The sequence below is a fragment of the Variovorax sp. FW305-3-2-15-B-LB1 genome (genome assembly GCF_058787635.1).
Map to the genome: position 1 here is coordinate 14393 of NZ_JBYSZY010000024.1, position 23159 is coordinate 37551.

Below are 23159 nucleotides of genomic sequence, written 5' to 3' on the forward strand. Positions count from 1 at the left end.
CCCATTGAAAACCGTCAAGCCGCTGCGGCTGAGCGTCATCACGCGCCCCTTCCTGCGAGGCCGCCAGCAACGCCTGGGTGTCACGCTGATGGGCATGGTGTCGATGGACGCCGCGCCCGTGCTGCTGCCCGAGCCGGAGTTCTGGAAGATCGCTGCCGAAGAGCTCGGCCCCACGGGCGCCATCGACCTGGGCATTCCCAAACCCCACGCCGAGTTCCTGGCCACGGGCCACGCTTATACGCACCATCAGGACGACAAGACCGATTGCGCCGTCGCGATGCGCGTGGGTGAGCTTTCGCGCCAGCTGCTGGTGTTCGGCGACCGTTTCTGGCTCGACGGCCGTTCCACCGCGCCGCAGCCCTTCGAATCGATGCGGCTCGACGCCACGCGCGCCTACGGCGGCCCCGGCTTTGCCGAGAACCCGCAGGGCATCGGCCACGCGCACGAGACCGTCAACGGCCTGCAGGTGCAGCGCCTGCCGAACATCGAAGACCCGCAGCAGCGCATCGACCGCCCCGAGCGCGAGACCGAGCCCGCCGGCTGCGGCCCGATCGAGCTGACCCGGCCCAGCCGCATGCGACTGATCGGCCGGCAGTACGACGGCCACTGGCGCGAGCACCTGTTCCCCGGTTTTTCGGAGGACATGGACTGGCGCTTCTTCAACGCCGCGCCGCCGCAGCAACGCTGGCCCGCGCGCGACCACATCCCCGGCGGCACGCCCTTCGAGATCTGGCACATGCACCCCACGCAGCCGGTGCAGCGCGGGCGTTTGCCCGACTGGCGTGCGCGCGCCTTCATCGCGCGCCGAAGCGGGCGCAGCCGTGAACCCGAGCAATTCGACGAAGTGCCGATGCGCCTCACCACGGCGTGGTTCTTTCCGCACCGCGGCCAGGTCGCGCTGATCCACCACGGCGAGATCGACATCGTGGAAGACGACGCCGACGACGTGACCCATGTGATGCCGGCCATCGAAGCCGCGGGCGATGCACCGCGCCCGCTGGCGCACTACTTTGCCCTCCTCCAGCGCCGCTGCGATCCCGAGACCGGCGCACTGCATGCGGCCCGCGACGACGAACTGCTGCCCGCGCAGGTCATCGGCCCCTGGCTCGACACGCTGGACGACGGCGAAGAATCCGCGCTCGTGCGCAACATGCGCGAACGCGGCGACCGGCTGCGCGCGGACCTGATGCAGCAGGCGCGCGAAGCCGGCCACGATCCGCGCCTGCTGCGCGAACGGCCGCTGCCCGAGCCCTTCCGCAAGGCGCCGACGCTCGCCGAACTGCCCGAGTTCGTCGAGCGCACGCGGCGCTTCACGCAGGACCAGCGCCAGGCGCTCGAAGAGGGCCGGCGCGAGCTCGAGCGCGCAGGTCAGCGCAATGCGGCCGACTCGCGCCAGGTCGGTTTCGACTCGGCAGAGCTGGTCGCGGGCATCGACCGCGCCACGACCAAGGGCCCGCCCGCCTTCGATGCGCAGACCGTGCTGCAGGGCATGTTCGGCATCGCCGCCGCCACGGGCACGTCCGCGCTGCCGCCCGCGCAGCAGCGGGCCTTCGCGGAGGTGGTCGAGAAAGGCCAACGCGGGCTGATCGACATGTACCGGGTGGGCGCGCAGCACCAGTCGCCCGCCGACGTGCTCGAAGGCGAACGCGCCGCCGAGGCGCGCCAGCGCGTACAGGACGCGATGGCCACCACGCGTGACCTGTCGGAGATGGACCTGACGGGCGCGGACCTGTCGGGCATGGACCTGCGCGGCGCGCGCCTGCACCGCACGCTGCTCGAACACGCGAACCTCGAAGGCGCCCGGCTCGACGGCGCGGATGCCACCGAGGCCGTGCTCGTGCGTGCGCGCCTCACGCGGGCCTCGCTCGCGGGCTGCGTGCTGCACCGCGCGAACCTCAGCCTGGCGCACTGCGTCCACTCCGTGCTCACCGGCGCGCAGCTGCACCACACCACGCTCGAGCAGACGCACTTCGACCACTGCGATTTCTCGCAAGCCTCGCTGGAGCACCTGACCGTGCTCGGCCTGCAGGTCGAACACTGCCGCTTCGATGCCGCGCGCCTTTCCTACGTGACCTTCCTCGAACAGACCCGCCTGCAGGACTGCAGCTTTCGCAACGCCGTGCTCCACAAGGTCGGCCTGATCTCGTGCATCGCCGAGCGGCTCGACTTCAGCGAGGCCAGGCTCGAAGCCTGCGCCTGGGCCCACACGCCGGGCGACACCGGCATCGTCTTTCGCGGCGCCACCCTGCACACCACCTGCTTCGTCGGCGCCAGCAGCCTGCGCACCATGGACTTCGAGGACGCGACGCTGGTGCAATGCGGCCTGCGCGAGATGCCGCTGGACGGCGCGCGCTTCGTGCGTGCCACGCTCGACACCTGCGACCTGTCGGCCTGCAGCCTCACGGGCGCCGACCTCAGCGGCTGCGATGCGCCCGAAAGCCTCTTCATCCGTGCCGACTTCACGCAGGCCTCGCTGCGCGGCGCCAACCTCATGCATGCCAGCCTGCAGAAAGCCCGCCTGGTCCGCACCGACCTGCGCGAAGCCAACCTGTTCCGCGCCGACGTCTCGCAGCCCCTGATCGACAGCGTGACCGACACGCACGGCGCGCACCTCGAACAGGCCAAGACCCTCCCGCGCCGCGCCGCGGACCCGGCGCGATGACGCCGGCCGAGCTGGCAGCGAAGATCCGCGGCGGCGACCACCTCCAGGACCAGGACTTCCAGGGCATGGACTTCGACGGCATGGACCTGCGCGGCGGCAGCTTCGGCGCCTGCGATTTCCGTCGGGCGAACCTGCGTGGCGCGCGGCTGGGCGAATCGGTGTTCGACAGCTGCCGCTTCGACGACGCGGTGCTCGACACCGCCGATCTGCAGCGCGCCGCCTTCCACCGCTGCGCCCTGCCCCGCGCGCGCCTGCTGTCTGCAGCGATGGCCCACGCCGTCTTCTCCGAGGCCGACCTGCGCGGCGTCGACATGAGCGCGGCGCAGGCGGGCCAGGCCACCTTTCACCAGAGCACGCTCGACGGCGCGGGCTTCGAGCGCGCGGACCTCACGAAGTCGGTGTTCGGCGAATGCCGCCTCGACGGCACGCGCTTCGACGACACGGCGCTGAACACCACCGTCTTCTACCGCGCGGCGCTGCGCGGCACGCACTTCAGGGGCGCGAGCTTCCACAACGTGATCTTCGGCGAGGCCGACCTCGCGGGGCAGGACTTCTCGGCGCAGTCGTTTCATCTGTGCCAGTTCGTCGATGCCGACCTCACGGGCTGCTACTTCGCCGGCGCGCGCCTGAGCCAGTGCAATTTCAAGGGCGCGAAGCTCGAAGGCGCGGTGCTGTCGGGCGTGCAGGCGCCGCAGTGCCTGTTCCCCGAAGCCGACCTGCGCCGGGTGGATGCGCGCGGCGGGCATTTCGACCAGAGCCTGTGGGTGAGTGCCCGGCTCGACGACGCCGACCTGTCGGACGCGCGGCTCGAACAGTGCGTGTTCCACCGCGCAAGCTGCCGCCGCACCGCATTCGCCCGCTGCCACCTCGTGTACGCGGATTTCTCCTACGCCGACCTCGGCGAGGCCGACTTGCGCGGCGCCACCTTCCACCGCACCCAGATGCACCGCGCGATCGAGACCGGCGTGCGCTGGAGCGACCGCCTCGGCGTGCTCGACAGCGACCCGGCGCAGTTCGAAGCCGAGCGCTTTTCCGCCGCCCGTGCGAGCCGCCCGCAACGCGCCGGCCGCGACACCTTCGGCCGGCCGCTGCCGCCCGATCCACAGGACACCCCGCCATGAATCACCGAGTCCTTCGCGAACCTGCTTCGCCGCCATCGCTTACGTCAGAGACCGAGATGCACGCGCTGCTGCGCAAGCCGCTGCCCGCGGTCGCTGCGCCGGCCTGGACCGGCAGCGCGCTCGGCACCGTCGTGCAATCGCTGCCCGACGGCCGCTTCGTCGTCGAACCGCAGCCGGGCGGTGCGCCCTGGCACTGCCCGCGCGCCGCGAGCTGCCTGCTGCAGCCTGCCGTGGGCGATGTCGTGCTCGTGGCCGGGCCGCAGCGCGAGCAGCTGTTCCTGATCGCCGTCGTCACGCAGGCCGACCCCAGCCAGTCGCAGCTCGTGGCCGAGGGCGACCTCACGATCCGCTCGCGGCGCGGCGGCATCGCGCTGCAGGCGTCCACGTTCGCGCTTCAGGCCGACAAGGCCACGGTGGACATCACCGACATGGCCTACCGCGGCGCCGAGGTGCGCGTGACCACGCTGGTCGCCCGCTTCGTCGGCCGCACGCTCGAGACCGTGCTCGACCGACTGAGCCTGCTCACGCGCTCGAGCTTTCGCCTCACCGAAGAGGTCGAGCAGGTGCGTGCGGGCCAGATCGACATGCAGGCGGCGCAAAGCCTGCGGCTGCACGCCAGGAACACCTTCGTCACCAGCCAGGCGCTGGTGAAGGTCGACGCCGAACAGATCCACATGGGTTGATACCGACAAGGAGCCTGAACCATGTTCGCCAACGCACAGATGATGGGAATGGACCTCGCGTTTCCCGATGTCTGCAAGACACCGCCCGCGCTGCCCGTGCCCTACCCCAACATCGCGCTCGGGCCCACGGCCCTGCCCAACGCCTGGAACATCCTGTACGGCGGCACGCCCGTGCACAACATGGCGACCACCACGCCGATCACCAACGGCGACAACGCCGGCGTGCTGATGGGCGTGGTGTCGCAGACGGTCATGGGGCCGTCGCGCCACATCACCGGCGCCTTCACGGTGCTGCTCAAGGGCACGCCCTGCACGCGCATGACCAGCCTGGCGGTGCAGAACCGCTGCAACATCGTGGGCATGCGCATCGTGCCCAGCCAGTTCAAGGTGCTGGTGCTGGCACCCTGAACTTCGGCGCTGCGGCTCAGTTGCCGACGTCGAACCTCGCGATCGACGCCGTGGTGCCGGTCGCGGTTCGCACGCCATCCACCGTGTAGGTCTGCTCGCGGTCGTATTCACCGGGTTTGCGCACCCAGAACGCCGCGCTCAGCCCGCCCTTGGACGAATAGGCACCGAACCAGTCGACCACCCGCCCGATGCGGCACTCCTGCCCGACCCACACCGGAACGTCACCCACGATCTCGAAGGTGTAGTGGCCGGGACCGTAGCTGGTGTAGTTGCCGCGCTCGTCGTCGCTGGTGCCCGCGGGGACCGGGCACAGCGGCGTGTCCGCGGGACCGATGTCGCGGGCCTGCCGGGTGTCGATCTTGCGCAGCGCCTGGCTCAGCGCTCGATGCAGGGCGCTGTCCAGCGTGGTCTTGGTTCCCTTCTCGTCGCTCTGCACCTTGGGGACAGAGAGTCGGTAGCGGTAGCGCACGCTGAGCTTGGGCGCCTCGCCGACGATCGTCAGCGGGCGCAGCAGGTAGACGTCGTCCACGCCGTAGAGGCTGTTCTGGTAGGCCGCATAGACGCGCCCGCGCAGGCGAATCCACTCGCCCGACTGGTTCGCGCCGCGCCCGCCGGTCGTGTAGAGGCTCGACGCGCCGCTGTCGTCGTCCGGCGTGGCCTGGCCGGGTGTAGTGAGGCCTTCGAACCGGCCGCCCTTGCGGCGAAGGACGTTGGTTTCGCCGAACAGGCCGGTGCCGCCGACATAGGTGTCGATCACGAGGTCGCGCTGGCCGTCGCCATCGACGTCCAGCAAGGTGTAGGCCCCGGCGCCGTTTTCGCCGCCGCCTTCGATGTCCGATGCCCGAAGGGCGCGCCACTCGTCGGCGGTCACGCCCTTGGGGCGGGTGGTGGGGAACTGCGCAACCGAGCCGGCCGAGTGGTCGTCGTTCCTGTTGGCGAACGCAGTGATTCCGGTCTTGATGCGCAACGCGTCGATGACCTTCTCGAGCGGAAACTCCGCATCGGTCTTGCGCATCGTCTCGACGGCCTGGCGCAGTTCCTCGAGGGCCTGCCGGTCCACGTCGTCGGGCCGGTAGGCATGGACGTCGCGCAGCTGAAGCCGGAGTGCCGCCAGCCGTTCTTCATACCGCCCGGCGATGCAGCCCGTGTCGGCAGCACACCGGTCGCGAACCTTCAGCCAGTCGAGTTGCGCGCGCCGCAGCGTGGCGCGCTGCGGTCCTTGGGCGGCGGCCAGCTTGCCGTAGACCGAGGACAGCTGGAAGTCCAGCTTGCGCAGGTTCTCGCTGGCACAGATGGCTCTCTCGACATCGGCGCCGGCGCGGCTGCAATCGAGCCCCGCCGCAAAAGCTGGCGTGGCGACAGCGCCGAGGACCAAGAGGGTTGCGAGGGACAGGCGGTACGTCATGCTGCGGTGGAGTTTGCCACCGCTGCCCGGTCTCAATTCGCCGCCAGGCACCTCCACGCACCCAGTGTCGAGGCGGCAGGAATTTCACCGGAGGAGTTCCTCACAAGCGATGGCGTGCTGGCGACGGCGTTGTCGTCGTGCACCCATTGGTCGAGGTCCGACACGGCATTCCAATTCAATTGCATGGTGCTCAAGCCGATTCTCTTGAGCAGTGAGTTGGTGTTGTAGAAACCGTGGCTGTAATCTTCGACGAAATAGGTGCGCACCGAATTCCTGATATCGCTCGCCGTTTGCCTGCGGGCCAACTCCTTGACGAATTCACCGGCCTGGCTGCAGGGCACGAGGAAGTCCGAAGTCCCCTGGTAGATGATGATTTTCTTGCCCTTCTTGCCGGCCCTCTTCTGACTCGCCGCAGCGTCGAAGAAATTCGAGAGATCGCGCGGCGTGACATTCCAGACCGGCGCCAGCGCATCCAGCAGCCGGTGGTAACCGTCGTAATGGGCGCCCGACTGGATAGCGACATCCGCCAGGCGCCGGGACGTCGCGCCCAGCGCATCGCTCAATGTTTGATCGGACACATCCCGGCCGAACAGGCTGGTCAATATGGCCGCGCTGCTGTTCCAGTTGACCACCCAGTCATTGACCACCGACGGGACTTCCAGCGTCTTCAGCAAATTGGTTTCATCGACCGGAGGCGCACCCGCGATGATGCCGTCATACGCATCGGGCCAATTCGCCACGGCTTTCAATGCCTGCCGGCCACCGGTGGAAATGCCGACGAAATAGGTGTCGGTGGGCGCCGCGCCCGTGAGCTTTCGTGAGAGGTACAGCCCGACGTCGAGCGTCTTCTTGATGGCGTCCTGTCCGAAATTCTTGACTGCCTCCTGCCTGGGCACGTCGCCGAGTTGCCTGCCTGGTTGCACGAACGCCGGATCGAACGCCTTCGACGATTCGCCTGCGCCCGCGTCGCCGAGAACGACGGCGTAATTCGACAGCGCCGGTCCTTGCCACGACGGCGAGAACTGCTGGTTGCTTTGCTGGCCTGCTGCAACGACGTCGGTATCCCAGGCAAATCCACCACCGCCGAGCTGGACGAATTTTCCATTCCATTGCGTCGGGATATAGACCTGGTAATTGATGTCGGGCACCCGGTAATCGGGCGCCTTGACGGCAGGGTCGATGCCACCGGGAGACGTGGGCTGGATGGTCCCTTTGATCAGACAGTAGGCGGGAAATGCAAGCCAGACCTGCTCGACCGACGTGATCTTGAATCCCCCGGTTCGGGGCGAAGGAAACCGGGTGCTGCGGAAATCGTTCAGCACGGCGTCGCCGTACGCCGTGCCGTTCAATTGATTGGAGCAGGTGCGCACGAGGGTGGCGGAAATATCGTTGGCTGCATGCGCCACCGAGAAAACCCCGCCGAAAACCATCGCCACGAGAAACGATCGGGGCCGCCGCAAGGACGGCCCGTCTCCCAAAGACCTGCAGTTTTTTGTCTCGGTCAAGATGTGTCTCCGATGGATTGAATTGAATATTCACGAGCGCTCTCTTGCCTGAGGGCGCTGTACCTTCTGATGAGGCTGTGAAATTCTCAATCTCCTGGCGACGGGCCGCAGTATCCCTGCGGCGCCAATCGAATGACCTTCAGCGCGTGCGGACGCTCTATTCCAGCTTGACGCCCGCCGTACGGATCACCTTGCCCCACTTGGTGGTCTCGGAGGCGATGAAGGCGTCGAACTCCTCGGGCGTGCTGCCCGCCGGGAAGGTGCCCATGGCATCGAGCTTGGCGCGCGTCTCGTCGCTCTTGATGATGCGCGCCACCTCTTCCGACATGCGCTTGACGATCTCGCGCGGCGTGCCCGCCGGCGCCAGCATGCCGGCCCAGGTGCTGCCGGTGAAGCCTGCGAAGCCCTGCTCGATGAAGGTGGGCACGTCGGGCACGGCCGGCAGGCGCTTGTCGCCGGCCACGCCGATCAGCCGCACCTTGCCGGCCTTGCCCTGGTTGATGAGGCCCGTGGGCGCGTCGAAGAACAGCTGGATCTGCCCGCCCATCAGGTCGGTCAGCGCAGGCACCGCGCCGCGGTACGGGATGTGGATCATGTAGGTCTGCGTGAGCGACTTCCACAGCTCGCTCGTGAGGTGCGCGGCCGAGCCGTTGCCCGACGATCCGAAGCTCACCTTGCCGGGATGCTTGCGTGCGTAGTCGATGAGCTCGCGCGCGGTCTTGAATGGCGCATCGTTGTTGACCGCCGCCAGCAGCGGCGACACGCCCATCAGCGACACGCCCACGAGGTCCTTGCGCGGGTCGTAGGGCAGCTTGGGGTACAGCGTGGTGTTGGCCGTGTAGGCCGCGATGACGACGCCGAAGGTGCTGCCATCAGGCGCGGCCTTGGCCACGGCATCGACGCCGATCAGGCTGTTGGCGCCGGGCTTGTTGTCGATCACCACCGGCTGGCCGAGGCGCGTCTGCAGGCCCGCCTGCACCAGCCGCGCCATCTGGTCGGTGAAGCCGCCGGGCGTGTAGGGCACGACGATGCGGATCGGCTTGCTCGGCCAGGCGCTCTGCGCGAAAGACGGTGCAGCGAGGCTGGCAGCGGCGGCGGCCGTGGCAAGAGAAAAACGGCGGCGGGAGAGCGTGGCGTGCGGCATGGTCGGGAACCCTTCGGATGGCATGGATCGGACCATTCTCGAAGCGCGCTCCTGCCCCGGCGCTCAGGGTTTGTCCCCGACGGGACAAGCTGGGCTCAGAGCGGCAGGATGTCGCGCGAGCGCCCGTCGTCGCCGAGCCAGGCTTCGAACTCGTCCGACAGGCGCGTCGCCTCGCGCGTGGCTTGACCCCAGGCCGCGATGCGGGCCTGCGCGTCGTTCGCGAAGCGGATGAAGTCCTTGCGGTCGGGCAGCTTGCCGTGGGGCAGCGTCTTCACCCACTCGGGATTCGGCGCGAGCACCACCATGCGGTCGAGAAAGCGCGTCGACTTGTGGCGCCAGCGCAGCCCCTTGTCGAGCCAGCCCGGCACCACGGCCTGCTGGAAGTGCGGGTACAGCACGATGCCTTCGTCGGCGGGCTGGTAGTCCAGGTGCAGGTGGTAGTCGGTGATGCCGCCGTCCCAGTAGGCGCCGCGCGGCGCGCCCGGAATGTCGTGCACCGCCGCCAGCAGGAACGGAATGGAGCACGAGGCCTGCAGCACGCGATTGAAGTTGGCCTCGCTCAGCGCGTGCTGGCGCGTGCGGAAGTCGGTCGTGCCGAAGGGCAAGGCCGCGCCGGGCGTGGAGAACACGCAGCGCTCCAGCCAGGCGCCCAGGCTCTTGCGGTGTAGGCTGTTGCTCGCGAAGGCGCCCAGGTAGCCGACCGGCGTGCGCGCCCTGCCCTCGCGCCCGAGGATGTGGCGCCCGCGCGAGGTCACCACATGCAGCCGGTAGCGCGAATGGCCCAGCACCTCGCCGATGCGTCCGCCATAGAAGGTGTCGAGGCTTTCCGCGAAACGTTCGCTGAGCTGGTGCGGGCTGAGCCGCTTCTGGCCCGGCGGCACCTCGAACTGCTGGCGCACGTAGTCGTGCTCGAAGCGCCCGAAGGCCGCTTCCGGGTCCGACAGGCAGGCCGTCGCCAGCCGCCACGCGCCGATCGACGCGCCCACCAGGTCCACCGGCTGGCTCGACTGCGTGAGCCAGCGCCCGAAGATGAAGCGATCGAGCGGCCCGAGGATCAGCCCCTTGGGCCCGCCCGCCGCGCCGGGGACGGTGCGCACGTCCTGCGGGCGCAGGCCGTGCTGCTCGATGTGCTGGCGGGCCGCGGGGCCGGCGTAGATGCGCAGGGCTTTCATGCGGCACCCGTTTCGAAGGGATTGAAGACCTCGACACCGAAGCCGGCAAAGTCGCTGACGTTGCGCGTGACGACGGTCAGCCCGTGTTGTTTCGCCGTGGCGGCGATCATGGCGTCTTCGTACAGCGTGACGGAGCTGCGGTGCATCAGCCGGGCCCACAGCCTGAAGGTTTTTGCATCCATCGGCAGGACGTTGTACGACGCAGCGACCAGCTCGACCCACTGCTCGATCTCGTCCGCCTTCGCGGCATCCTGTTCGCGCGTGAGTTCGATGCCGGCCTGGATCTCGCCCAGTGTCACGGCCGACAGGTGAAGTTCGCTGTCGGGAATGGGCGCCAGCCACGCCAGGACGGCGCCATGAGGCCGAAGCCGGCGCAGTTCGGAAATGACGTTCGTGTCCAGAAGGTACATGCTGCGCGCGCCTTCAACGGGCCGGGGTGACGCGTCGCCTGCGCGCGGCGCCGCGCTCGGGCACGAGGAACTCGGTGCGCGCCTCGTCGGTGCACAGCAGCTCCTTGAGCGAGGGCTTGGCGATGGCATGCAGCCGCCGCCATTCCGCGGCCGGCACCAGCACGGCCGCCTCGGCACCGCGACGGGTGACCATTTGCGGCCCGTCGTTCAGACAGGCCTCCAGGAATTCGCTGAAACGCGCTTTCGCGTCTTGTACCGGCCAGGTTTTCATTGGCGCCACCCCATCAGACTAGTTAGATGACTAGTTTAACGGGATGGCCTTCGATCTGCTGGCGGTTACTTGCGCAACCCCTGCAACTTGGCAAACGCGCTCGCCATCTGCCCCGCGGGCTGCGGCGAGTTGTCGCGCCGGCCTTGCTGCTGCTGGCCGCGCCCTGCCCCCTCGAAACGGTTGTCGCGCGGGCCGTCGCGGCGTGCGGGGGCGGCGTCGAGCTTCATCGACAGGCCGATGCGCTTGCGGGCCACGTCGACCTCCATCACCTTGACCTTGACGATGTCGCCGGTCTTGACGACTTCGCGTGCATCGTTGACGAACTTGTGGCTCAGCTGGCTCACGTGGACCAGGCCGTCCTGGTGCACGCCGAGGTCGACAAAGGCGCCGAACTGGGCCACGTTGCTCACGGTGCCTTCGAGGATCATGCCCTCGGTGAGGTCGGAGATGTCGTCCACGCCGTCGTTGAAGCGCGCCACCTTGAAGTCGGGGCGCGGGTCGCGACCGGGCTTCTCGAGTTCGCCCAGGATGTCCTTGACCGTGATGACGCCGAACTTCTCGTTGGCGAACAGCTCGGGCTTCAGCGTCTTGAGCATGTCGGCGCGGCCCATCAGCTCGGCGATGGGCTTGCCGGTCTTGACGATGATCTGCTCGACCAGCGGGTACGTTTCGGGGTGCACGCCGGTGATGTCCAGCGGGTCGGCGCCGTCGCGGATGCGCAGGAAGCCGGCGCTCTGCTCGAAGGCCTTGGGGCCGAAGCCGGTCACGTCGAGCAGCTGCTTGCGGGTGGAGAACGCACCGTTGGCCTCGCGCCAGCGCACCACGGCCTTGGCCACGCTGGCCGACAGGCCGGACACGCGGCTGAGCAGCGGTACGCTGGCGGTGTTCAGGTCGACGCCCACCGAGTTCACGCAGTCCTCGACCACGGCCTGCAGGGTGCGCGCGAGTTCGCTCTGGTTCACGTCGTGCTGGTACTGGCCCACGCCGATGCTCTTGGGATCGATCTTCACGAGCTCGGCCAGCGGGTCCTGCAGGCGGCGCGCAATGGAGGCGGCGCCGCGCAGACTCACGTCGACATCGGGCATTTCCTGCGAGGCGAATTCGCTGGCGGAATACACGGAGGCGCCGGCTTCGCTGACGACGACCTTGTCGACCGTCATTTCGGGCGCGCCGGCCTGCGCGGCCATCTTGGCCAGCAGCTTGATCAGGTCGCCGGCGAGCTTGTCGGTTTCGCGGCTGGCGGTGCCGTTGCCGATGGCGATGAGGTTCACGCCGTGTTTGGCACACAGCTTGCCCAGCGTGTGCAGCGAGCCTTCCCAGTCCTTGCGCGGTTCGTGCGGGAACACGGTGGCGGTCTCGACCAGCTTGCCGGTCGAATCGACCACGGCCACCTTCACGCCGGTGCGGATGCCGGGGTCCAGGCCCATCACAACGCGCCGGCCGGCGGGCGCGGCCAGCAGCAGGTCGCGCAGGTTGTCGGCGAACACCTTGATGGCGACCTTTTCGGCGTCTTCGCGCAGGCGGGTGAACAGGTCGCGCTCGGTCGACAGCGCCAGCTTCACACGCCAGGTCCAGGCCACGCACTTGCGCAGCAGGTCGTCGGCCGGGCGGGCGGCGTGGCTCCAGCCCAGGTGCAGCGCGATCTTGCCTTCGGCGATGCTGGGCTTGCCCGGCTCGGGCTCGACGGGCAGCACGAGCTTGGCGTCGAGCACCTCGAGCGCGCGGCCGCGGAACACAGCCAGGGCGCGATGCGACGGCACGCGGCCGATGGGTTCGTCGTAGTCGAAGTAGTCGCGGAACTTGGCGATGTCGGCGTTGTTCTCGTCCTTGCCGGCCATCAGGGTGGACTTGAGCAGGCCTTCGTTCCAGAGCCATTCGCGCAGGCGCTGCACCAGCACGGCGTCTTCGGCCCAGCGCTCGGACAGGATGTCGCGCACGCCGTCGAGCACGAGGGGCACGGTGGAGAAATCGGGGCCCGGCTTGCCGTCGTCCAGCGTGGTGGCGGGCTGCAGGAAAGCCTGCGCTTCGGCCGCAGGGTCGAGCGTGGGGTCGGCCAGCAGCTTGTCGGCCAGCGGCTCGATGCCGAATTCGCGGGCGATCTGGCCCTTGGTGCGGCGCTTCTGCTTGAACGGCAGGTACAGGTCTTCGAGTTCCTGCTTGGTGGGCGCGAATTCGATCGCGGCGCGCAGCTCGGGGGTCAGCTTGCCCTGCTCGTCGATGGCCTTGAGCACCGCCACGCGGCGGTCTTCGAGTTCGCGCAGGTAAGACAGCCGGGCTTCCAGTTCGCGCAGCTGGATGTCGTCGAGGCCGCCCGTGACTTCCTTGCGATAGCGGGCAATGAACGGAACCGTGGCGCCTTCGTCGAGCAGTTCGACGGCGGCCTTCACCTGGTGCTCGCCGACCTTGATTTCAACGGCGAGCTGGCGAATGATTTTCTGCATGTCTTGAGCGCGTCCCTGGCAAAGCGCGGAAGTTTGCCATAGGCGACGAGGCCCCCCGCCGGGCACCGGCGCGGGATGGTTACAACGTGCTCTCGGCCGGCGCCGCGACCGCGGACTGCGGCAGCACTTCGCCGGGCATCACGAGCCGGATGCGCAGCCCGTGCGGCGCTGCATCCATGACGGCCAGCTCGCCATGCAGCGCGTCGGCGCGCTCGCGCATGCTGCGCAGGCCCTTGCCGCCGGCCTCGCCGGCCGCCGCATCCAGGCCGCGCCCGTCGTCGAGCACTTCGAGCACCAGCCCGTGCGAGCGTTCGCGCGGGCCGAAGCGCACCTCCACGCGGGTCGCCTGCGAATGGCGCAGCACGTTCGACAAGGCCTCCTGCGCAATGCGGCACAGCTGCATCGCGGCCTCGGGCGACAGCGGCGGCGCCAGCACCACGTCCTGCACGTTCCACACGAGCATGATGCCGAGCCGGTCGAACGCCGGTTGCAGCCGGTAACGCAAGTGGCCCAGGCGCTCGCCGATGCTGGTGTCGGCCTGGTCGTCGAGGGAGTCGACCGTCATCTGCAGCTCCAGCAGGCAGGCCTGCAGGGCCATCGACAGCTCCCGGGCGTCGGCGGAGCGCGGGTCGTAGCTGGCCATGAGCGCCACCAGCCGCGAACCGACGCCGTCATGCAGGTCGCTGGCGATGCGGCGGCGCTCGGCGAGCACGGCCTGCGCCTGGCGGTAGCGCACGAGGCGGCGCCGCGTGAAATACCAGGTGGCCACGATCATGCAGAGCACGGCGACGTTCACCCCCTGCAGGGCCCAGAAGGCCGCCGGCACCTCGGTACCCAGCGTGGTGATCGCCGAGGTCGCGCGTATCACCTGCCCGACCACCGGCGTCAGGTGCAGCGCGAATGCGAGCCCCACCCACAGCAGCATCCGCTGGCGCGAGGCACGCGGCCACAGCCAGATCAGGAGCACACACCAGGCGGCGATCGAAAGCCACACGAACTGGTCCTCCAGGAAATACGGCGGGAGCGGGGGCGCGGGCGCGCGCATGGGTGGCTCCGCTGCGAACGCGGCGCGCCCGAAGCGCGCCCTAGAGCAGCCCCCGGTGCGAGGCGAAACTCACGGCCTGCGCGCGGGTGTGGGCGTGCAGCTTGCGGTAGATGTTCTTGACGTGCGCGTTAACCGTCTGGGCACTGATGGTGAGCTGCAGGGCGATCTCTTCCGTCACATATCCCGTGGCTACAAGTCGCAACACTTCGCGCTCCCGTGCCGACAGGGTCGCCTTGCTGTCCGGCGGGCGCACCGGGCTCGGATTGGCGCGCTGGTGGTCCAGGTGAACGAGCAGCCGGCGCGCCAGCCGGGGGGTGATGGCAGCGCCGCCATTCACCACCTGCAGCACGGCCTGGGCATAGCTCTGGAACCAGGCGTTCTTCACCAGGTAACCCGAGGCGCCGAGCTCGAAGGCATGCAGCACCTGGGGCTCGTCTTCCAGCGCGGAAATGACGATGATCTCGGCGGCGCTGCGGTGCTTCTTGGCCTCTTCGATGAGCTCGAATCCGCTGCCGTCTCCGAGGCGGATGTCGACCATGAGCACATCGAATTCATGCTGCATCAAGAGGCGCCTTCCCTCGCGCAGGGAGCCAGCCTGGCCTTCGAGCTGGATGCGCAGATCGCCCAGCAGTTCCTGGGCGATGACACGGCGGACAAAGGGGTCGTCGTCGACGAGCAGGACACGAACGGGCTTGGTTTCCTGGCCCGTGAGGTAGTCCGGCCACGGCAGGGTATCCGCCGAGGGAGCCAGCAGCCCACCGAACTGGCCGGGATTGGAGAATTTCCTAGCGCCACCACCGACATCGGTCAATGAAATGTCGAGATCGTTTTCCATTTAAGCCCCCTTGTCACAGATAAAAGTCGCGACTTCGTGAACAAAAGTTAATCGATTTCTACTCTTTTTCCGGCTATCGGCTTTTTTGATTACCTTGGTTTCTTTCGGTTGCAATATTGCCAGATTGTGAACGAAAGTGATAGTGGCCACGAGGGAAACAGGGCCGGAAACCGGTCCCCTGCCCACGCCGAAAACGCGGCCGGGCATTGCTTTCGCCATAGCCTTGCACTACCCAGCCTGAGGCATTTTTCGATCCCTTCCCCCCGCTGAAACTGCATCCCGGTCGCAACGGAATCCATTCAATCCGTGCTCGCTGACCGTCGCTGATGGCCGGATTCCCCGGCGATCGGGTTCGTTTCAACACTATCGAGGAAGCATCATGAAGAAGACTCTTATCGCCATGGCAGTGGTTCTCGTGGCTGGCATCGGGACCGCAACCGGCAGCAGCGTGGCGCTCGCCGTCACCAACACCACGACCGGCTCCTCCAGCTCGGCTGGCTCGGTCGCCGCCAGCTCCGGAACGGGCAGCGCACTGAGCTACAACGCAGCCAGCTCCACCTCGTCGGCCACGGCCAACGCGGCGGGCGGCGCAGCAGGCAATGCCTTCCTGCGCGTCGGCGGCGCCACTGCCAGCGGCTCGGCCACCACGCAAGGCCGCGTGACCAGCGTGGCAGCAACGACCGGCAACGGCGTGGCTGCAGGCGGTGCGAATGCACAGGCCAATGCGACCTCGAGCGCCAATGCGAACTACGCCGGCGGCGGTGCCAACCCCGTGAGCGGCTCTGCAGGCGGCGCAGCCGGCTCCACCACCAACAACACCGCAGCCACCGCGGCAGGTCCTGGCGGCGGCCTGGCCGTGGTGACGCGCACCTCGGGCACGACGGCCGGCTTCAGCGCCAATTCGGGCGCGGTCAACGGCATCGTCAACGGCACGACGACCTCGGCCACGTCGGGCTCGACCGGCGGCTCCACGGGCGTCATCAACTTCGCCGTGGGCAACGCAGCGGGCTTCAGCAACGGTGGCGGCACCGCCGGTGGCGCGATCTCCGGCGCAACGGCCAACGCTCCCTGAGCGATCCGGACCATCGGTTGTTGGACCAGAAACGGGGAGGGGCACGCCCCTCCCCTGCTTCCCAAAGGAGTCGAAAAAATGAAAACATTGATTGCCCTGACCTTGCTGGGCCTGTCCGCCGGCGCCTTGGCGCAGACCACGGCGGGTGGCGCCAACAACCAGTCGCAGAGTTCAGCCACCACCAACGCCCAGGGCAACACCCAGGCGGTGAATTTCAACAGCTCCGCCCCCTCGGAAGTCACCTCCCGGGCCACGGTGGACAGCAACAGCACACAGAACATCAACAACACGGGCGCGACGACCAGCACCGTCGACTACCGTGGCAGCTACACCGTCAAGAACGTGCCCTCCGTGAGCGGCCCGAACCTGACGACCAGCAACGACACCTGCATGGGCAGCACCAGCGCCAGCGCCAACGGCGCCGGGGTCGGGCTGAGCTTCGGCACCACCTGGACGGACGAACACTGCAAGCGCCTGAAGATGAGCCGCGAGCTCTGGAACAAGGGCATGAAGGCAGCGTCGCTGGCCATGGACTGCATGGACCCGGCAGCCCAGGCGGCCCTGGAGATGACCGGCTCGAAGTGCCCGCAGTCGATGACCGCCGAAGAACGCGTGAGCGCGTTCGGACCGCAGGCCTCGTCGGCCGGCGCGCCCGTGGCGGCACGTCCGGCGGCGCCGGTAGCACCCGTGGCCGCGGCTCCAGCACCTGCGCCGGCCCCCGTGGCGGTGGCCGTGCCCCAGCCGGTGGCGCCCGTGGCACCTGCGGCGCCTGTCGCGTTGGCCCCGGCGCCCGCGCCGGTCGTGGCGGTGCAGCAGCCCGCCGCACCGGCCACGCTGGTCGAGGCGATGCCCATGGCAGCCCCGGCGCAGGATCAGCCGGCGCCGCAACCCGCACCGGCCGCGACCGCCGTCCCGGTGTCTGCGCCGGAGGTGGCACCGGCCCCCGTGGCCGCAGCGCCCGCCGAGGAAGCCGCGGCACCTGCGGCGGAGCCGGCACCGGTCATGGCGAGCGCCGTGGCCCCGCAGCCGGACATCCTGGAAGCGCGCATCACGCGCCGCCTGCCGGCTGAACCGGCCGACGAGGTGGCTTCGGCACCGGCCGACGCGCAATGAGGTCGGCTCTGGAGTCCATCACCATGAACACCAGGACCGTTCCTCTCTGGCTGGCCGCCTGTTGCGTGGCGACGGCGTCGGTCGCCGCCACGCCGATCATCCGCATCGAGCGGATGCCCATGGGCAGCGGCCTGCAGAACGCCAGCGGCACGGAGAACGCCGAGCCGGTGGGCGACTACGGCGTCTGGCATGTGCCGCAGTACATGCCGGGGTTTCCGACCTCGGCCACCATCTGGCCGCGCGTCGTGATCATCCAGTGCAACGTCACGCGGTGCAGCGGCTACGAGGTCACGCCCGAACTGGGCCGGGGCGAGTACCTGTTCTTCCGGCCGGCGGAAGACAGCAGCGTCGGCCGCAAATAGACAGGCGTGCAGACGCCGCTTTTCGAACGATGCGCCGTCGGGTCCGCAAGGTCCCGGCGACGCGCGGCCGTGTGCGTATACCCTTCGCGCATGCACAACCCCCTCGTGCGCGCCTTGCGCGCCCTGTTTCGCGCCGCTGCCACCACGATCCTCGTGCCGGTGCTGCTGTTCGAGGAATGGGGCTGGGCCCCGCTCGCGGCGCTGGTCGCGCGGCTGGCGCGCCTGCCCTTCTGGGCGCGGCTCGAGAACCTGCTGCGCGCACTGCCGCCCTGGGGCGCGCTGCTGGCGTTCTTCGTGCCGATGCTGCTGCTCTTTCCGGTGAAGCTGCTGGCGCTGTTCCTGTTCGGACGCGGCCACGCGTTCAGCGGCATGGCCGTGCTGCTGCTGGCCAAGCTCGCGGGCACGGCCGTGGTCGCGCGGATCTTCCAGCTGGTCGAGGGCTCGCTGATGCGGCTGGCCTGGTTCGCCCGCTGGTACCCGCGCTGGAAAGGCTGGAAAGACCAGGTGCTGACACGGGTGCGCGAAAGCCGCCCCTGGCGCATCGTGCGGGCGTTGCACCGGCGGGTGTTGCGCGGCTGGCACCGGCTGCGCGCCGAGTGAATCCATTTTTACCCGGGTGTATTGTGTTTTATATTTTGCCCGGGTAATATTTGGAGATGAATCCATCTCCTTCCACCCGACGTACCCTCGTCAAGCAATACAAGGACAGCGTGCGCCCCGCCGGCGTCTTCGTGATCCGCAACCTGATGGACGGCCGCGTCTACGTGGCCGGCAGCCTCGACGTCGAAGGCGCCATGAACCGCGCCCGCTTCGAGCTGAACCTGCGCTCGCACCGCAACAAGGCATTGCAGCGCGACTGGGTCGCGCAGGGCGCGGCGCACTTCGGCTTCGAGGTGATCGACCGGGTGAAGGAGCGCGACGACCCCGCCTTCGACCGCGCGGCGGAGCTGGAAAAGCTGCTGGAGCTCTGGCGCGAGGAACTCCAGTGCACCACTGACAAGGGCTACAACACGCCATGAGCACCGACGCACTGGGCTTTTGCCTCGACCTCGGCCGCGCCCACGCCAGCCTGAGCCTGAAACTCAACGAGGACCTGGGCGCCTTCCACGGACTGGACTACGACGACTTCACCCTGCTCCACCTGTTGCTGCGGGGCGGCAGCGGCGCCATGCCGATGGCCGAGCTCGCGCACACGCTGGGGTTGCCAATGTCGGCGCTCATCCGCAAGATGGTGCTGCTCGAAAAGACCGGCCTGGCCGAGCGCACGACGGGAACGGATGGCGACCCCCGGCGCCATGCGAATATTCGCAGCGGCGGCAAGAAATTGATGCAAGCCGCCATCACCACCGTCGAAGCGATCTGCGTCGACGCCGTGAAATCGCTGGACCCGCAACGCCTGCCAGACCTCCATGCCGCGCTGCGGGTGCTGTGCGATCACGACACGCCGCACGCCTGAACCGTCCTGCGGGTAGATTACGAACCTCGTTTCGTTCCGCCCGGATCGACAACCCAAAAAGAATTTGCATGTCACCCGACGAACTACCGACCACATTCACTGCGTTTGCCGGCTTCCAGCGCGTCGCCGCCGGCACCAAGGCCCAGGTGCTCACGCAACTGCGCGAGCGCGGCGACGCCGCCACCTGCCTCGTGTTCGACGACCAGACCGGCGAGCAGCTCGATGTCGACCTGCGCGACCCGAAGGCCATCGAGACCTCCGCGCTCGAGGCCGAGAAACACGAAGACGCACCCCGCGGCGTCGGCCGTCCGCGCCTGGGCGTGGTGGCGCGCGAAGTCACGCTGCTGCCGCGTCACTGGGACTGGCTCGGCCGCCAGCCGGGCGGCGCCTCGGTGGCGCTGCGCAAGCTGGTGGACGACGCACGCCACGTGCACGCCGACCGCGACACGGTGCGCGCCGCGCGCGAAGCCACCTACCGCTTCATGACCGCCATCGCGGGCAACCTGCCCGGCTTCGAGGAAGCCACGCGCGCGCTGTTCGCGGGCGAGCATCAGCGCTTCAGCGACCTCGTGGAACCCTGGCCCACCGACCTGCGCGTGCACCTGCACAAGCTGTCGGCCGGTGGCTGGGGTGGTGCATGAGCGCGGCGCCCGATAGCAGCAGCACCACCTCCACCAGCCCCGGCAACCCGAGCGGACTGCGCGGCGTGCCCGTGGCGCCGGTGGGTGCGCCGCGTCCGCTGTGGAAGGTGTTCCTGTTCTTCCTGGCGCCGATGTTGCTCAGCAACATCCTGCAGTCGCTCTCCGGCACCATCAACAACGTCTACGTCGGGCAGATGCTCGGCGTGAGCGCGCTGGCGGCGGTGTCGAGCTTCTTCCCGGTGATGTTCTTCTTCATCGCCTTCATCATCGGCCTGGGCGCGGGCGCCTCGGTGCTCATCGGCCAGGCCTGGGGCGCGCGCGACGCGGCCAAGGCCAAGGCGGTGGCGGGCACCACGCTCACGGTGGGCCTGCTGCTGGGCCTGGCGATCGCGGTGTTCGGCGGCCTCTTCACGACGCCGATGCTGGCCATGCTGGGCACGCCGCCCGACGTGCTGGCCGACTCCACGCGCTACGCCCGCATCATGCTGATCGCGATGCCCGGCGTGTTCCTGTTCCTGCTGGCCACGGCCATGCTGCGCGGCGTGGGCGACACCATCACGCCGCTGCTGACGCTCTTGATTTCCACGGCCATCGGCCTGGTGGTCACGCCCGCGCTCATCCGCGGCTGGGGCGGGTTGCCGCAACTGGGCGTGGCGGCGGGCGCGTGGGCCTCGGTGCTGTCGTTCGCGGTCGCGACCACGTGGCTGGGCTTCCGGTTGCGCCAGAAGAAGAGCCCGCTCGCGCCCGACGCGGAGTTCGTGCGCTGCCTGCGCATCCAGCCGCAGCTGCTGAAGGCGGTGCTGAAGATCGGCGTGCCCACCGGCGTGCAGATGATCGTGGTGGCGCTGGCCGAAGTGGTGCTGCTGTCGATGGTCAACAGCTATGGCTCCAACGCCACGGCCGCCTACGGCGCGGTGAACCAGGTGGTGGCCTACGTGCAGTTCCCGGCCATCTCGATCGCCATCACCACGTCGATCCTCGGCGCGCAGGCCATCGGCGCGGGCCGCGCCAACCGGCTCGGCGCGATCGTGCAGACCGCGCTGGGCATGAACCTCGTGCTGACGGGCGGGCTGGTGCTGCTGGGCTACCTGTTCTCGCGTCCGCTGATGGGCTTCTTCATCACCAGCGCACCGGTGATCGAGATCGCGCAGAACCTGCTGCACATCATGCTGTGGAGCCTGGTGCTGTTCGGCATGGCTTCGGCCATCTCGGGGATCATGCGCGCCAGCGGCTCGGTGCTGGTGCCGACGCTGATCTCGATCGTCTGCATCCTGGGCGTCGAAGTGCCGGTGGCCTGGCTCATGAGCCGCCATTTCGGCATGGGCCTGGACGGGATCTGGGTCGCCTACCCGGTGACCTTCGGCGCGATGCTGCTGCTGCAGACCGCGTACTACCGCCTGGTGTGGCGCAAGAAGCCGATCGGCCGGTTGGTCTGATCAGTGCCTCGGCGGGGGTCACTCCCCGTCGAAGGCCTTCTTCACCGTGGCGATGTCGAGCTTGATCATCTTCATCATGGCCGCCATCGCACGGGCCGCCTTGGCCGCGTCCTTGTCCTGGAACATGCGGATGAGCGGCATCGGCGTGACCTGCCACGACACGCCGAAGCGGTCGGTGAGCCAGCCGCACTGCACCGGCTGGCCGCCGCCTTCGAGCAACTTGTCCCAGTAGTAGTCGACCTCCTCCTGCGTCTCGCAGGTCACGATGAGCGAGATGGCCGGCGTGATCTTGTACTCCGGCCCGCCGTTGAGCACCATGAACGACTGCCCGTCGAGCTCGAAGGTCGCCGTGAGCAGCTTGCCCTTCTTGGCGGGATTCACATCGCCCCAGAGCAGCGTGTCGGTCAGGCGCGACTTCGGAAAGATGGCGGTGTAGAAGTTGACCGCCTCCTCGCCGTTGCCGTCGAACCAGAGGCAGGGAATGATCTTCTGCATGGAATCTCCTTTGCTTGGATGATGAACCAGGGAGTTCAGTATCAAAGCCGAAGCGGCGCCCTGTCAACCTGCGCCGCGGCTGTCAGTGAGAAGTTCGCAGGCCGGGCCGCGGGCCACAATGGGCCGGTCCTTCGCTTCGGAACTGCCATGTTCGCCCCTTCCAGAACCCGCCTTGGCGCCCAGGCTTTGCTGAGCGCCGCGCTCGCCGCCTTCGCGGTGTCGACCGGCGCAGCCGATGCCACCTACCCCGACGCCGCCGCCAGCGACCCCGCCCGGCTCGGCTGGATGACCGGCTCGCCGCCGCCACCCGACCGCACGCTGCGTTTCGACGACGGCAGCTATTTCCGGTTTCCGGCGATGCGCTGGAGCGTGTCGAATTTCCGCCAGCTGATGCCGACCGTGAACGTGTCGCGCGGGCTCGGCGCGCCATCCGCCCTGCCCCAGGCCTTGCGCAAGGACATCGACACGCTCAGCTTCACGCCGCTCGACGCGAAGACGCCCATGACCTGGGATGCCTCGCTGGCCGCCACCTACACCGACGGCATCCTCGTGCTGCACCGCGGGCGCGTGGTCTACGAGCGCTACTTCGGCGTGCTGAAAGACGACGGCCAGCACGGCGCCATGTCGGTCACCAAGTCGGTGGTCGGCACGCTGGGCGCGATGCTGGTGGCCGAGGGCACGCTCCATGCCGGCAAGCCGGTGGCCCACTACGTGCCCGAACTGGCGACCTCGGCCTTCGGCAACGCCACCGTGCGCCAGGTGCTCGACATGACCACGGGCCTGAAATTCAGCGAGGACTACGCCGACCCGAAGGCCGAGGTCTGGGCCCATGCGCAGGCCGGCAACCCGCTGCCCAAGCCTAAGGACTACACCGGCCCGCGCAGCTATTACGAGTTCCTGCAGACCGTGCAGCCCGAGGGACGGCACGGCGAAGGCTTCGGCTACAAGACCGTCAACTCCGACGTGCTGGGCTGGGTGATCGCGCGCGCCACCGGTCGCACCGTGGCGCAGCTGCTGTCGGAGCGCATCTGGCGCCACCTGGGCGCCGAGCAGGACGCCTACTTCACTGTCGACTCCATCGGCACGCCCTTCGCGGGCGGCGGCCTGAACACCGGCCTGCGCGACCTCGCGCGCTTCGGCGAGATGCTGCGCAACGACGGCCGCGTGAAAGGCCGGCAGGTCGTGCCCAAGGCCGCCGTCGAAGACATCCGCCGCGGCGGCGACAAGGCCGCCTTCGTCAAGGGCGGCTACCCGCTGCTGCAGGGCTGGAGCTACCGCAACATGTGGTGGGTGACGCACAACGACCACGGCGCCTACATGGCGCGCGGCGTGCACGGCCAGCGCATCTACATCGACCCGAAGGCCGAGATGGTGATCGTGCGCTACGCCTCGCACCCGATCGCGGGCAACGCCGCGAACGACCCGGTGACGCTGCCGGCCTTCGAGGCGCTGGGACGGCACCTGTTGGCACAGCGTCGCTGA

General features: G+C 68.5%; 23 protein-coding genes. 13 read left to right on the top strand and 10 right to left on the bottom strand.

Annotation, left to right across the window (positions count from 1 at the left end; all coding sequences use genetic code 11):
* Positions 1-4 precede the first annotated feature (4 nt).
* The 4 genes from AC3WQR_RS16530 to AC3WQR_RS16545 are packed head-to-tail and all read left to right on the top strand — an operon-like array spanning position 5 to position 4874.
* Positions 5-2662, top strand: coding sequence for a DUF2169 domain-containing protein (locus AC3WQR_RS16530; protein WP_492742812.1), 2658 nt, complete (start codon positions 5-7; stop codon positions 2660-2662).
* Complete coding sequence (locus AC3WQR_RS16535) at positions 2659-3783, top strand: pentapeptide repeat-containing protein (RefSeq protein ID WP_492742813.1); 1125 nt, start codon at positions 2659-2661, stop codon at positions 3781-3783. Before AC3WQR_RS16530 ends, AC3WQR_RS16535 begins: the two co-directional genes overlap by 4 nt.
* 56 nt (positions 3784-3839) lie before the next feature.
* Positions 3840-4466, top strand: a complete 627-nt coding sequence (locus AC3WQR_RS16540) for a DUF3540 domain-containing protein (RefSeq protein WP_492742815.1) — start codon at positions 3840-3842, stop codon at positions 4464-4466.
* Positions 4467-4487: 21 nt separating this feature from the next.
* Positions 4488-4874 carry a DUF4150 domain-containing protein gene (locus tag AC3WQR_RS16545; protein ID WP_056580973.1) on the top strand — a complete coding sequence of 129 codons (387 nt, stop codon included), beginning with the start codon at positions 4488-4490 and terminating at the stop codon, positions 4872-4874.
* Between the two features lie 16 nt (positions 4875-4890).
* Here the strand turns inward: AC3WQR_RS16545 and AC3WQR_RS16550 are convergent, their stop codons facing one another.
* The 9 genes from AC3WQR_RS16550 to AC3WQR_RS16590 all read right to left on the bottom strand — a co-directional run bounded on the left by AC3WQR_RS16550 (position 4891) and on the right by AC3WQR_RS16590 (position 15102).
* Positions 4891-6249 carry a lysozyme inhibitor LprI family protein gene (locus AC3WQR_RS16550; protein ID WP_492742817.1) on the bottom strand — a complete coding sequence of 453 codons (1359 nt, stop codon included), beginning with the start codon at positions 6247-6249 and terminating at the stop codon, positions 4891-4893.
* Positions 6250-6311: 62 nt separating this feature from the next.
* Positions 6312-7784, bottom strand: a complete 1473-nt coding sequence (locus AC3WQR_RS16555; protein WP_492742819.1) for a tannase/feruloyl esterase family alpha/beta hydrolase — start codon at positions 7782-7784, stop codon at positions 6312-6314.
* 157 nt (positions 7785-7941) lie between these two features.
* Positions 7942-8928, bottom strand: coding sequence for a tripartite tricarboxylate transporter substrate binding protein (locus AC3WQR_RS16560; RefSeq protein WP_095947626.1), 987 nt, complete (start codon positions 8926-8928; stop codon positions 7942-7944).
* 95 nt (positions 8929-9023) lie between these two features.
* On the bottom strand, positions 9024-10100 hold the full coding sequence (locus AC3WQR_RS16565) for a patatin-like phospholipase family protein (protein WP_492742821.1): 1077 nt from the start codon (positions 10098-10100) through the stop codon (positions 9024-9026).
* Positions 10097-10510, bottom strand: a complete 414-nt coding sequence (locus AC3WQR_RS16570; protein ID WP_070060628.1) for a type II toxin-antitoxin system VapC family toxin — start codon at positions 10508-10510, stop codon at positions 10097-10099. Before AC3WQR_RS16570 ends, AC3WQR_RS16565 begins: the two co-directional genes overlap by 4 nt.
* A gap of 13 nt (positions 10511-10523) precedes the next feature.
* Positions 10524-10781: a type II toxin-antitoxin system Phd/YefM family antitoxin gene (locus AC3WQR_RS16575; protein WP_056580961.1), complete on the bottom strand. Its 258-nt coding sequence runs from the start codon at positions 10779-10781 to the stop codon at positions 10524-10526.
* Positions 10782-10846: 65 nt separating this feature from the next.
* Positions 10847-13222, bottom strand: coding sequence for a Tex family protein (locus tag AC3WQR_RS16580; RefSeq protein ID WP_492742822.1), 2376 nt, complete (start codon positions 13220-13222; stop codon positions 10847-10849).
* Positions 13223-13301: 79 nt separating this feature from the next.
* Positions 13302-14216, bottom strand: coding sequence for a sensor histidine kinase (locus tag AC3WQR_RS16585; RefSeq protein ID WP_492742824.1), 915 nt, complete (start codon positions 14214-14216; stop codon positions 13302-13304).
* 91 nt (positions 14217-14307) lie between these two features.
* Complete coding sequence (locus tag AC3WQR_RS16590) at positions 14308-15102, bottom strand: LuxR C-terminal-related transcriptional regulator (RefSeq protein WP_062472928.1); 795 nt, start codon at positions 15100-15102, stop codon at positions 14308-14310.
* A 379-nt stretch (positions 15103-15481) separates the two neighbouring features.
* Here AC3WQR_RS16590 and AC3WQR_RS16595 point away from each other — a divergent pair, with 379 nt between their 5' ends.
* From AC3WQR_RS16595 to AC3WQR_RS16630, 8 genes are all read left to right on the top strand, one after another.
* Complete coding sequence (locus AC3WQR_RS16595) at positions 15482-16174, top strand: hypothetical protein (RefSeq protein WP_062472930.1); 693 nt, start codon at positions 15482-15484, stop codon at positions 16172-16174.
* Positions 16175-16252: 78 nt separating this feature from the next.
* Entirely contained in the window at positions 16253-17287 is a 1035-nt protein-coding gene (locus AC3WQR_RS16600; protein ID WP_492742826.1) for a hypothetical protein, read from the top strand.
* 23 nt (positions 17288-17310) lie between these two features.
* A complete protein-coding gene (locus tag AC3WQR_RS16605) occupies positions 17311-17649 on the top strand; it encodes a hypothetical protein (protein WP_062480212.1) in 339 nt (112 codons plus the stop codon).
* A 90-nt stretch (positions 17650-17739) separates the two neighbouring features.
* Positions 17740-18249, top strand: a complete 510-nt coding sequence (locus AC3WQR_RS16610) for a hypothetical protein (RefSeq protein ID WP_492742827.1) — start codon at positions 17740-17742, stop codon at positions 18247-18249.
* Between the two features lie 56 nt (positions 18250-18305).
* A complete protein-coding gene (locus AC3WQR_RS16615) occupies positions 18306-18668 on the top strand; it encodes a GIY-YIG nuclease family protein (protein ID WP_492742828.1) in 363 nt (120 codons plus the stop codon).
* Positions 18665-19105 carry an AsnC family transcriptional regulator gene (locus AC3WQR_RS16620; protein WP_492742829.1) on the top strand — a complete coding sequence of 147 codons (441 nt, stop codon included), beginning with the start codon at positions 18665-18667 and terminating at the stop codon, positions 19103-19105. Before AC3WQR_RS16615 ends, AC3WQR_RS16620 begins: the two co-directional genes overlap by 4 nt.
* A gap of 68 nt (positions 19106-19173) precedes the next feature.
* Entirely contained in the window at positions 19174-19746 is a 573-nt protein-coding gene (locus AC3WQR_RS16625) for a DUF2239 family protein (protein WP_062480218.1), read from the top strand.
* Positions 19743-21182 (top strand): MATE family efflux transporter, encoded by a 1440-nt coding sequence (locus AC3WQR_RS16630; protein WP_070060636.1) that lies wholly within the window; start codon positions 19743-19745, stop codon positions 21180-21182. The genes AC3WQR_RS16625 and AC3WQR_RS16630 overlap by 4 nt, the downstream gene beginning before the upstream one ends.
* 18 nt (positions 21183-21200) lie before the next feature.
* Here AC3WQR_RS16630 and AC3WQR_RS16635 read toward each other — a convergent pair whose 3' ends face one another.
* Positions 21201-21677, bottom strand: coding sequence for a VOC family protein (locus AC3WQR_RS16635; protein ID WP_062480220.1), 477 nt, complete (start codon positions 21675-21677; stop codon positions 21201-21203).
* A 147-nt stretch (positions 21678-21824) separates the two neighbouring features.
* Between AC3WQR_RS16635 and AC3WQR_RS16640 the strand changes: the two genes are divergently transcribed.
* Complete coding sequence (locus AC3WQR_RS16640) at positions 21825-23159, top strand: serine hydrolase domain-containing protein (RefSeq protein WP_492742832.1); 1335 nt, start codon at positions 21825-21827, stop codon at positions 23157-23159.

Excerpts from the sequence above, each read along its gene's own strand:
- AC3WQR_RS16535 (WP_492742813.1), top strand. The coding sequence starts at position 2,659 with ATGACGCCGGCCGAGCTGGCAGCGAAGATCCGCGGCGGCGACCACCTC.
- AC3WQR_RS16540 (WP_492742815.1), top strand. The coding sequence starts at position 3,840 with ATGCACGCGCTGCTGCGCAAGCCGCTGCCCGCGGTCGCTGCGCCGGCC.
- AC3WQR_RS16545 (WP_056580973.1), top strand. The coding sequence starts at position 4,488 with ATGTTCGCCAACGCACAGATGATGGGAATGGACCTCGCGTTTCCCGAT.
- AC3WQR_RS16560 (WP_095947626.1), bottom strand. The coding sequence starts at position 8,928 with ATGCCGCACGCCACGCTCTCCCGCCGCCGTTTTTCTCTTGCCACGGCC.
- AC3WQR_RS16565 (WP_492742821.1), bottom strand. The coding sequence starts at position 10,100 with ATGAAAGCCCTGCGCATCTACGCCGGCCCCGCGGCCCGCCAGCACATC.
- AC3WQR_RS16570 (WP_070060628.1), bottom strand. The coding sequence starts at position 10,510 with ATGTACCTTCTGGACACGAACGTCATTTCCGAACTGCGCCGGCTTCGG.
- AC3WQR_RS16575 (WP_056580961.1), bottom strand. The coding sequence starts at position 10,781 with ATGAAAACCTGGCCGGTACAAGACGCGAAAGCGCGTTTCAGCGAATTC.
- AC3WQR_RS16580 (WP_492742822.1), bottom strand. The coding sequence starts at position 13,222 with ATGCAGAAAATCATTCGCCAGCTCGCCGTTGAAATCAAGGTCGGCGAG.
- AC3WQR_RS16590 (WP_062472928.1), bottom strand. The coding sequence starts at position 15,102 with ATGGAAAACGATCTCGACATTTCATTGACCGATGTCGGTGGTGGCGCT.
- AC3WQR_RS16595 (WP_062472930.1), top strand. The coding sequence starts at position 15,482 with ATGAAGAAGACTCTTATCGCCATGGCAGTGGTTCTCGTGGCTGGCATC.
- AC3WQR_RS16600 (WP_492742826.1), top strand. The coding sequence starts at position 16,253 with ATGAAAACATTGATTGCCCTGACCTTGCTGGGCCTGTCCGCCGGCGCC.
- AC3WQR_RS16605 (WP_062480212.1), top strand. The coding sequence starts at position 17,311 with ATGAACACCAGGACCGTTCCTCTCTGGCTGGCCGCCTGTTGCGTGGCG.
- AC3WQR_RS16610 (WP_492742827.1), top strand. The coding sequence starts at position 17,740 with ATGCACAACCCCCTCGTGCGCGCCTTGCGCGCCCTGTTTCGCGCCGCT.
- AC3WQR_RS16615 (WP_492742828.1), top strand. The coding sequence starts at position 18,306 with ATGAATCCATCTCCTTCCACCCGACGTACCCTCGTCAAGCAATACAAG.
- AC3WQR_RS16620 (WP_492742829.1), top strand. The coding sequence starts at position 18,665 with ATGAGCACCGACGCACTGGGCTTTTGCCTCGACCTCGGCCGCGCCCAC.
- AC3WQR_RS16625 (WP_062480218.1), top strand. The coding sequence starts at position 19,174 with ATGTCACCCGACGAACTACCGACCACATTCACTGCGTTTGCCGGCTTC.
- AC3WQR_RS16630 (WP_070060636.1), top strand. The coding sequence starts at position 19,743 with ATGAGCGCGGCGCCCGATAGCAGCAGCACCACCTCCACCAGCCCCGGC.
- AC3WQR_RS16635 (WP_062480220.1), bottom strand. The coding sequence starts at position 21,677 with ATGCAGAAGATCATTCCCTGCCTCTGGTTCGACGGCAACGGCGAGGAG.
- AC3WQR_RS16640 (WP_492742832.1), top strand. The coding sequence starts at position 21,825 with ATGTTCGCCCCTTCCAGAACCCGCCTTGGCGCCCAGGCTTTGCTGAGC.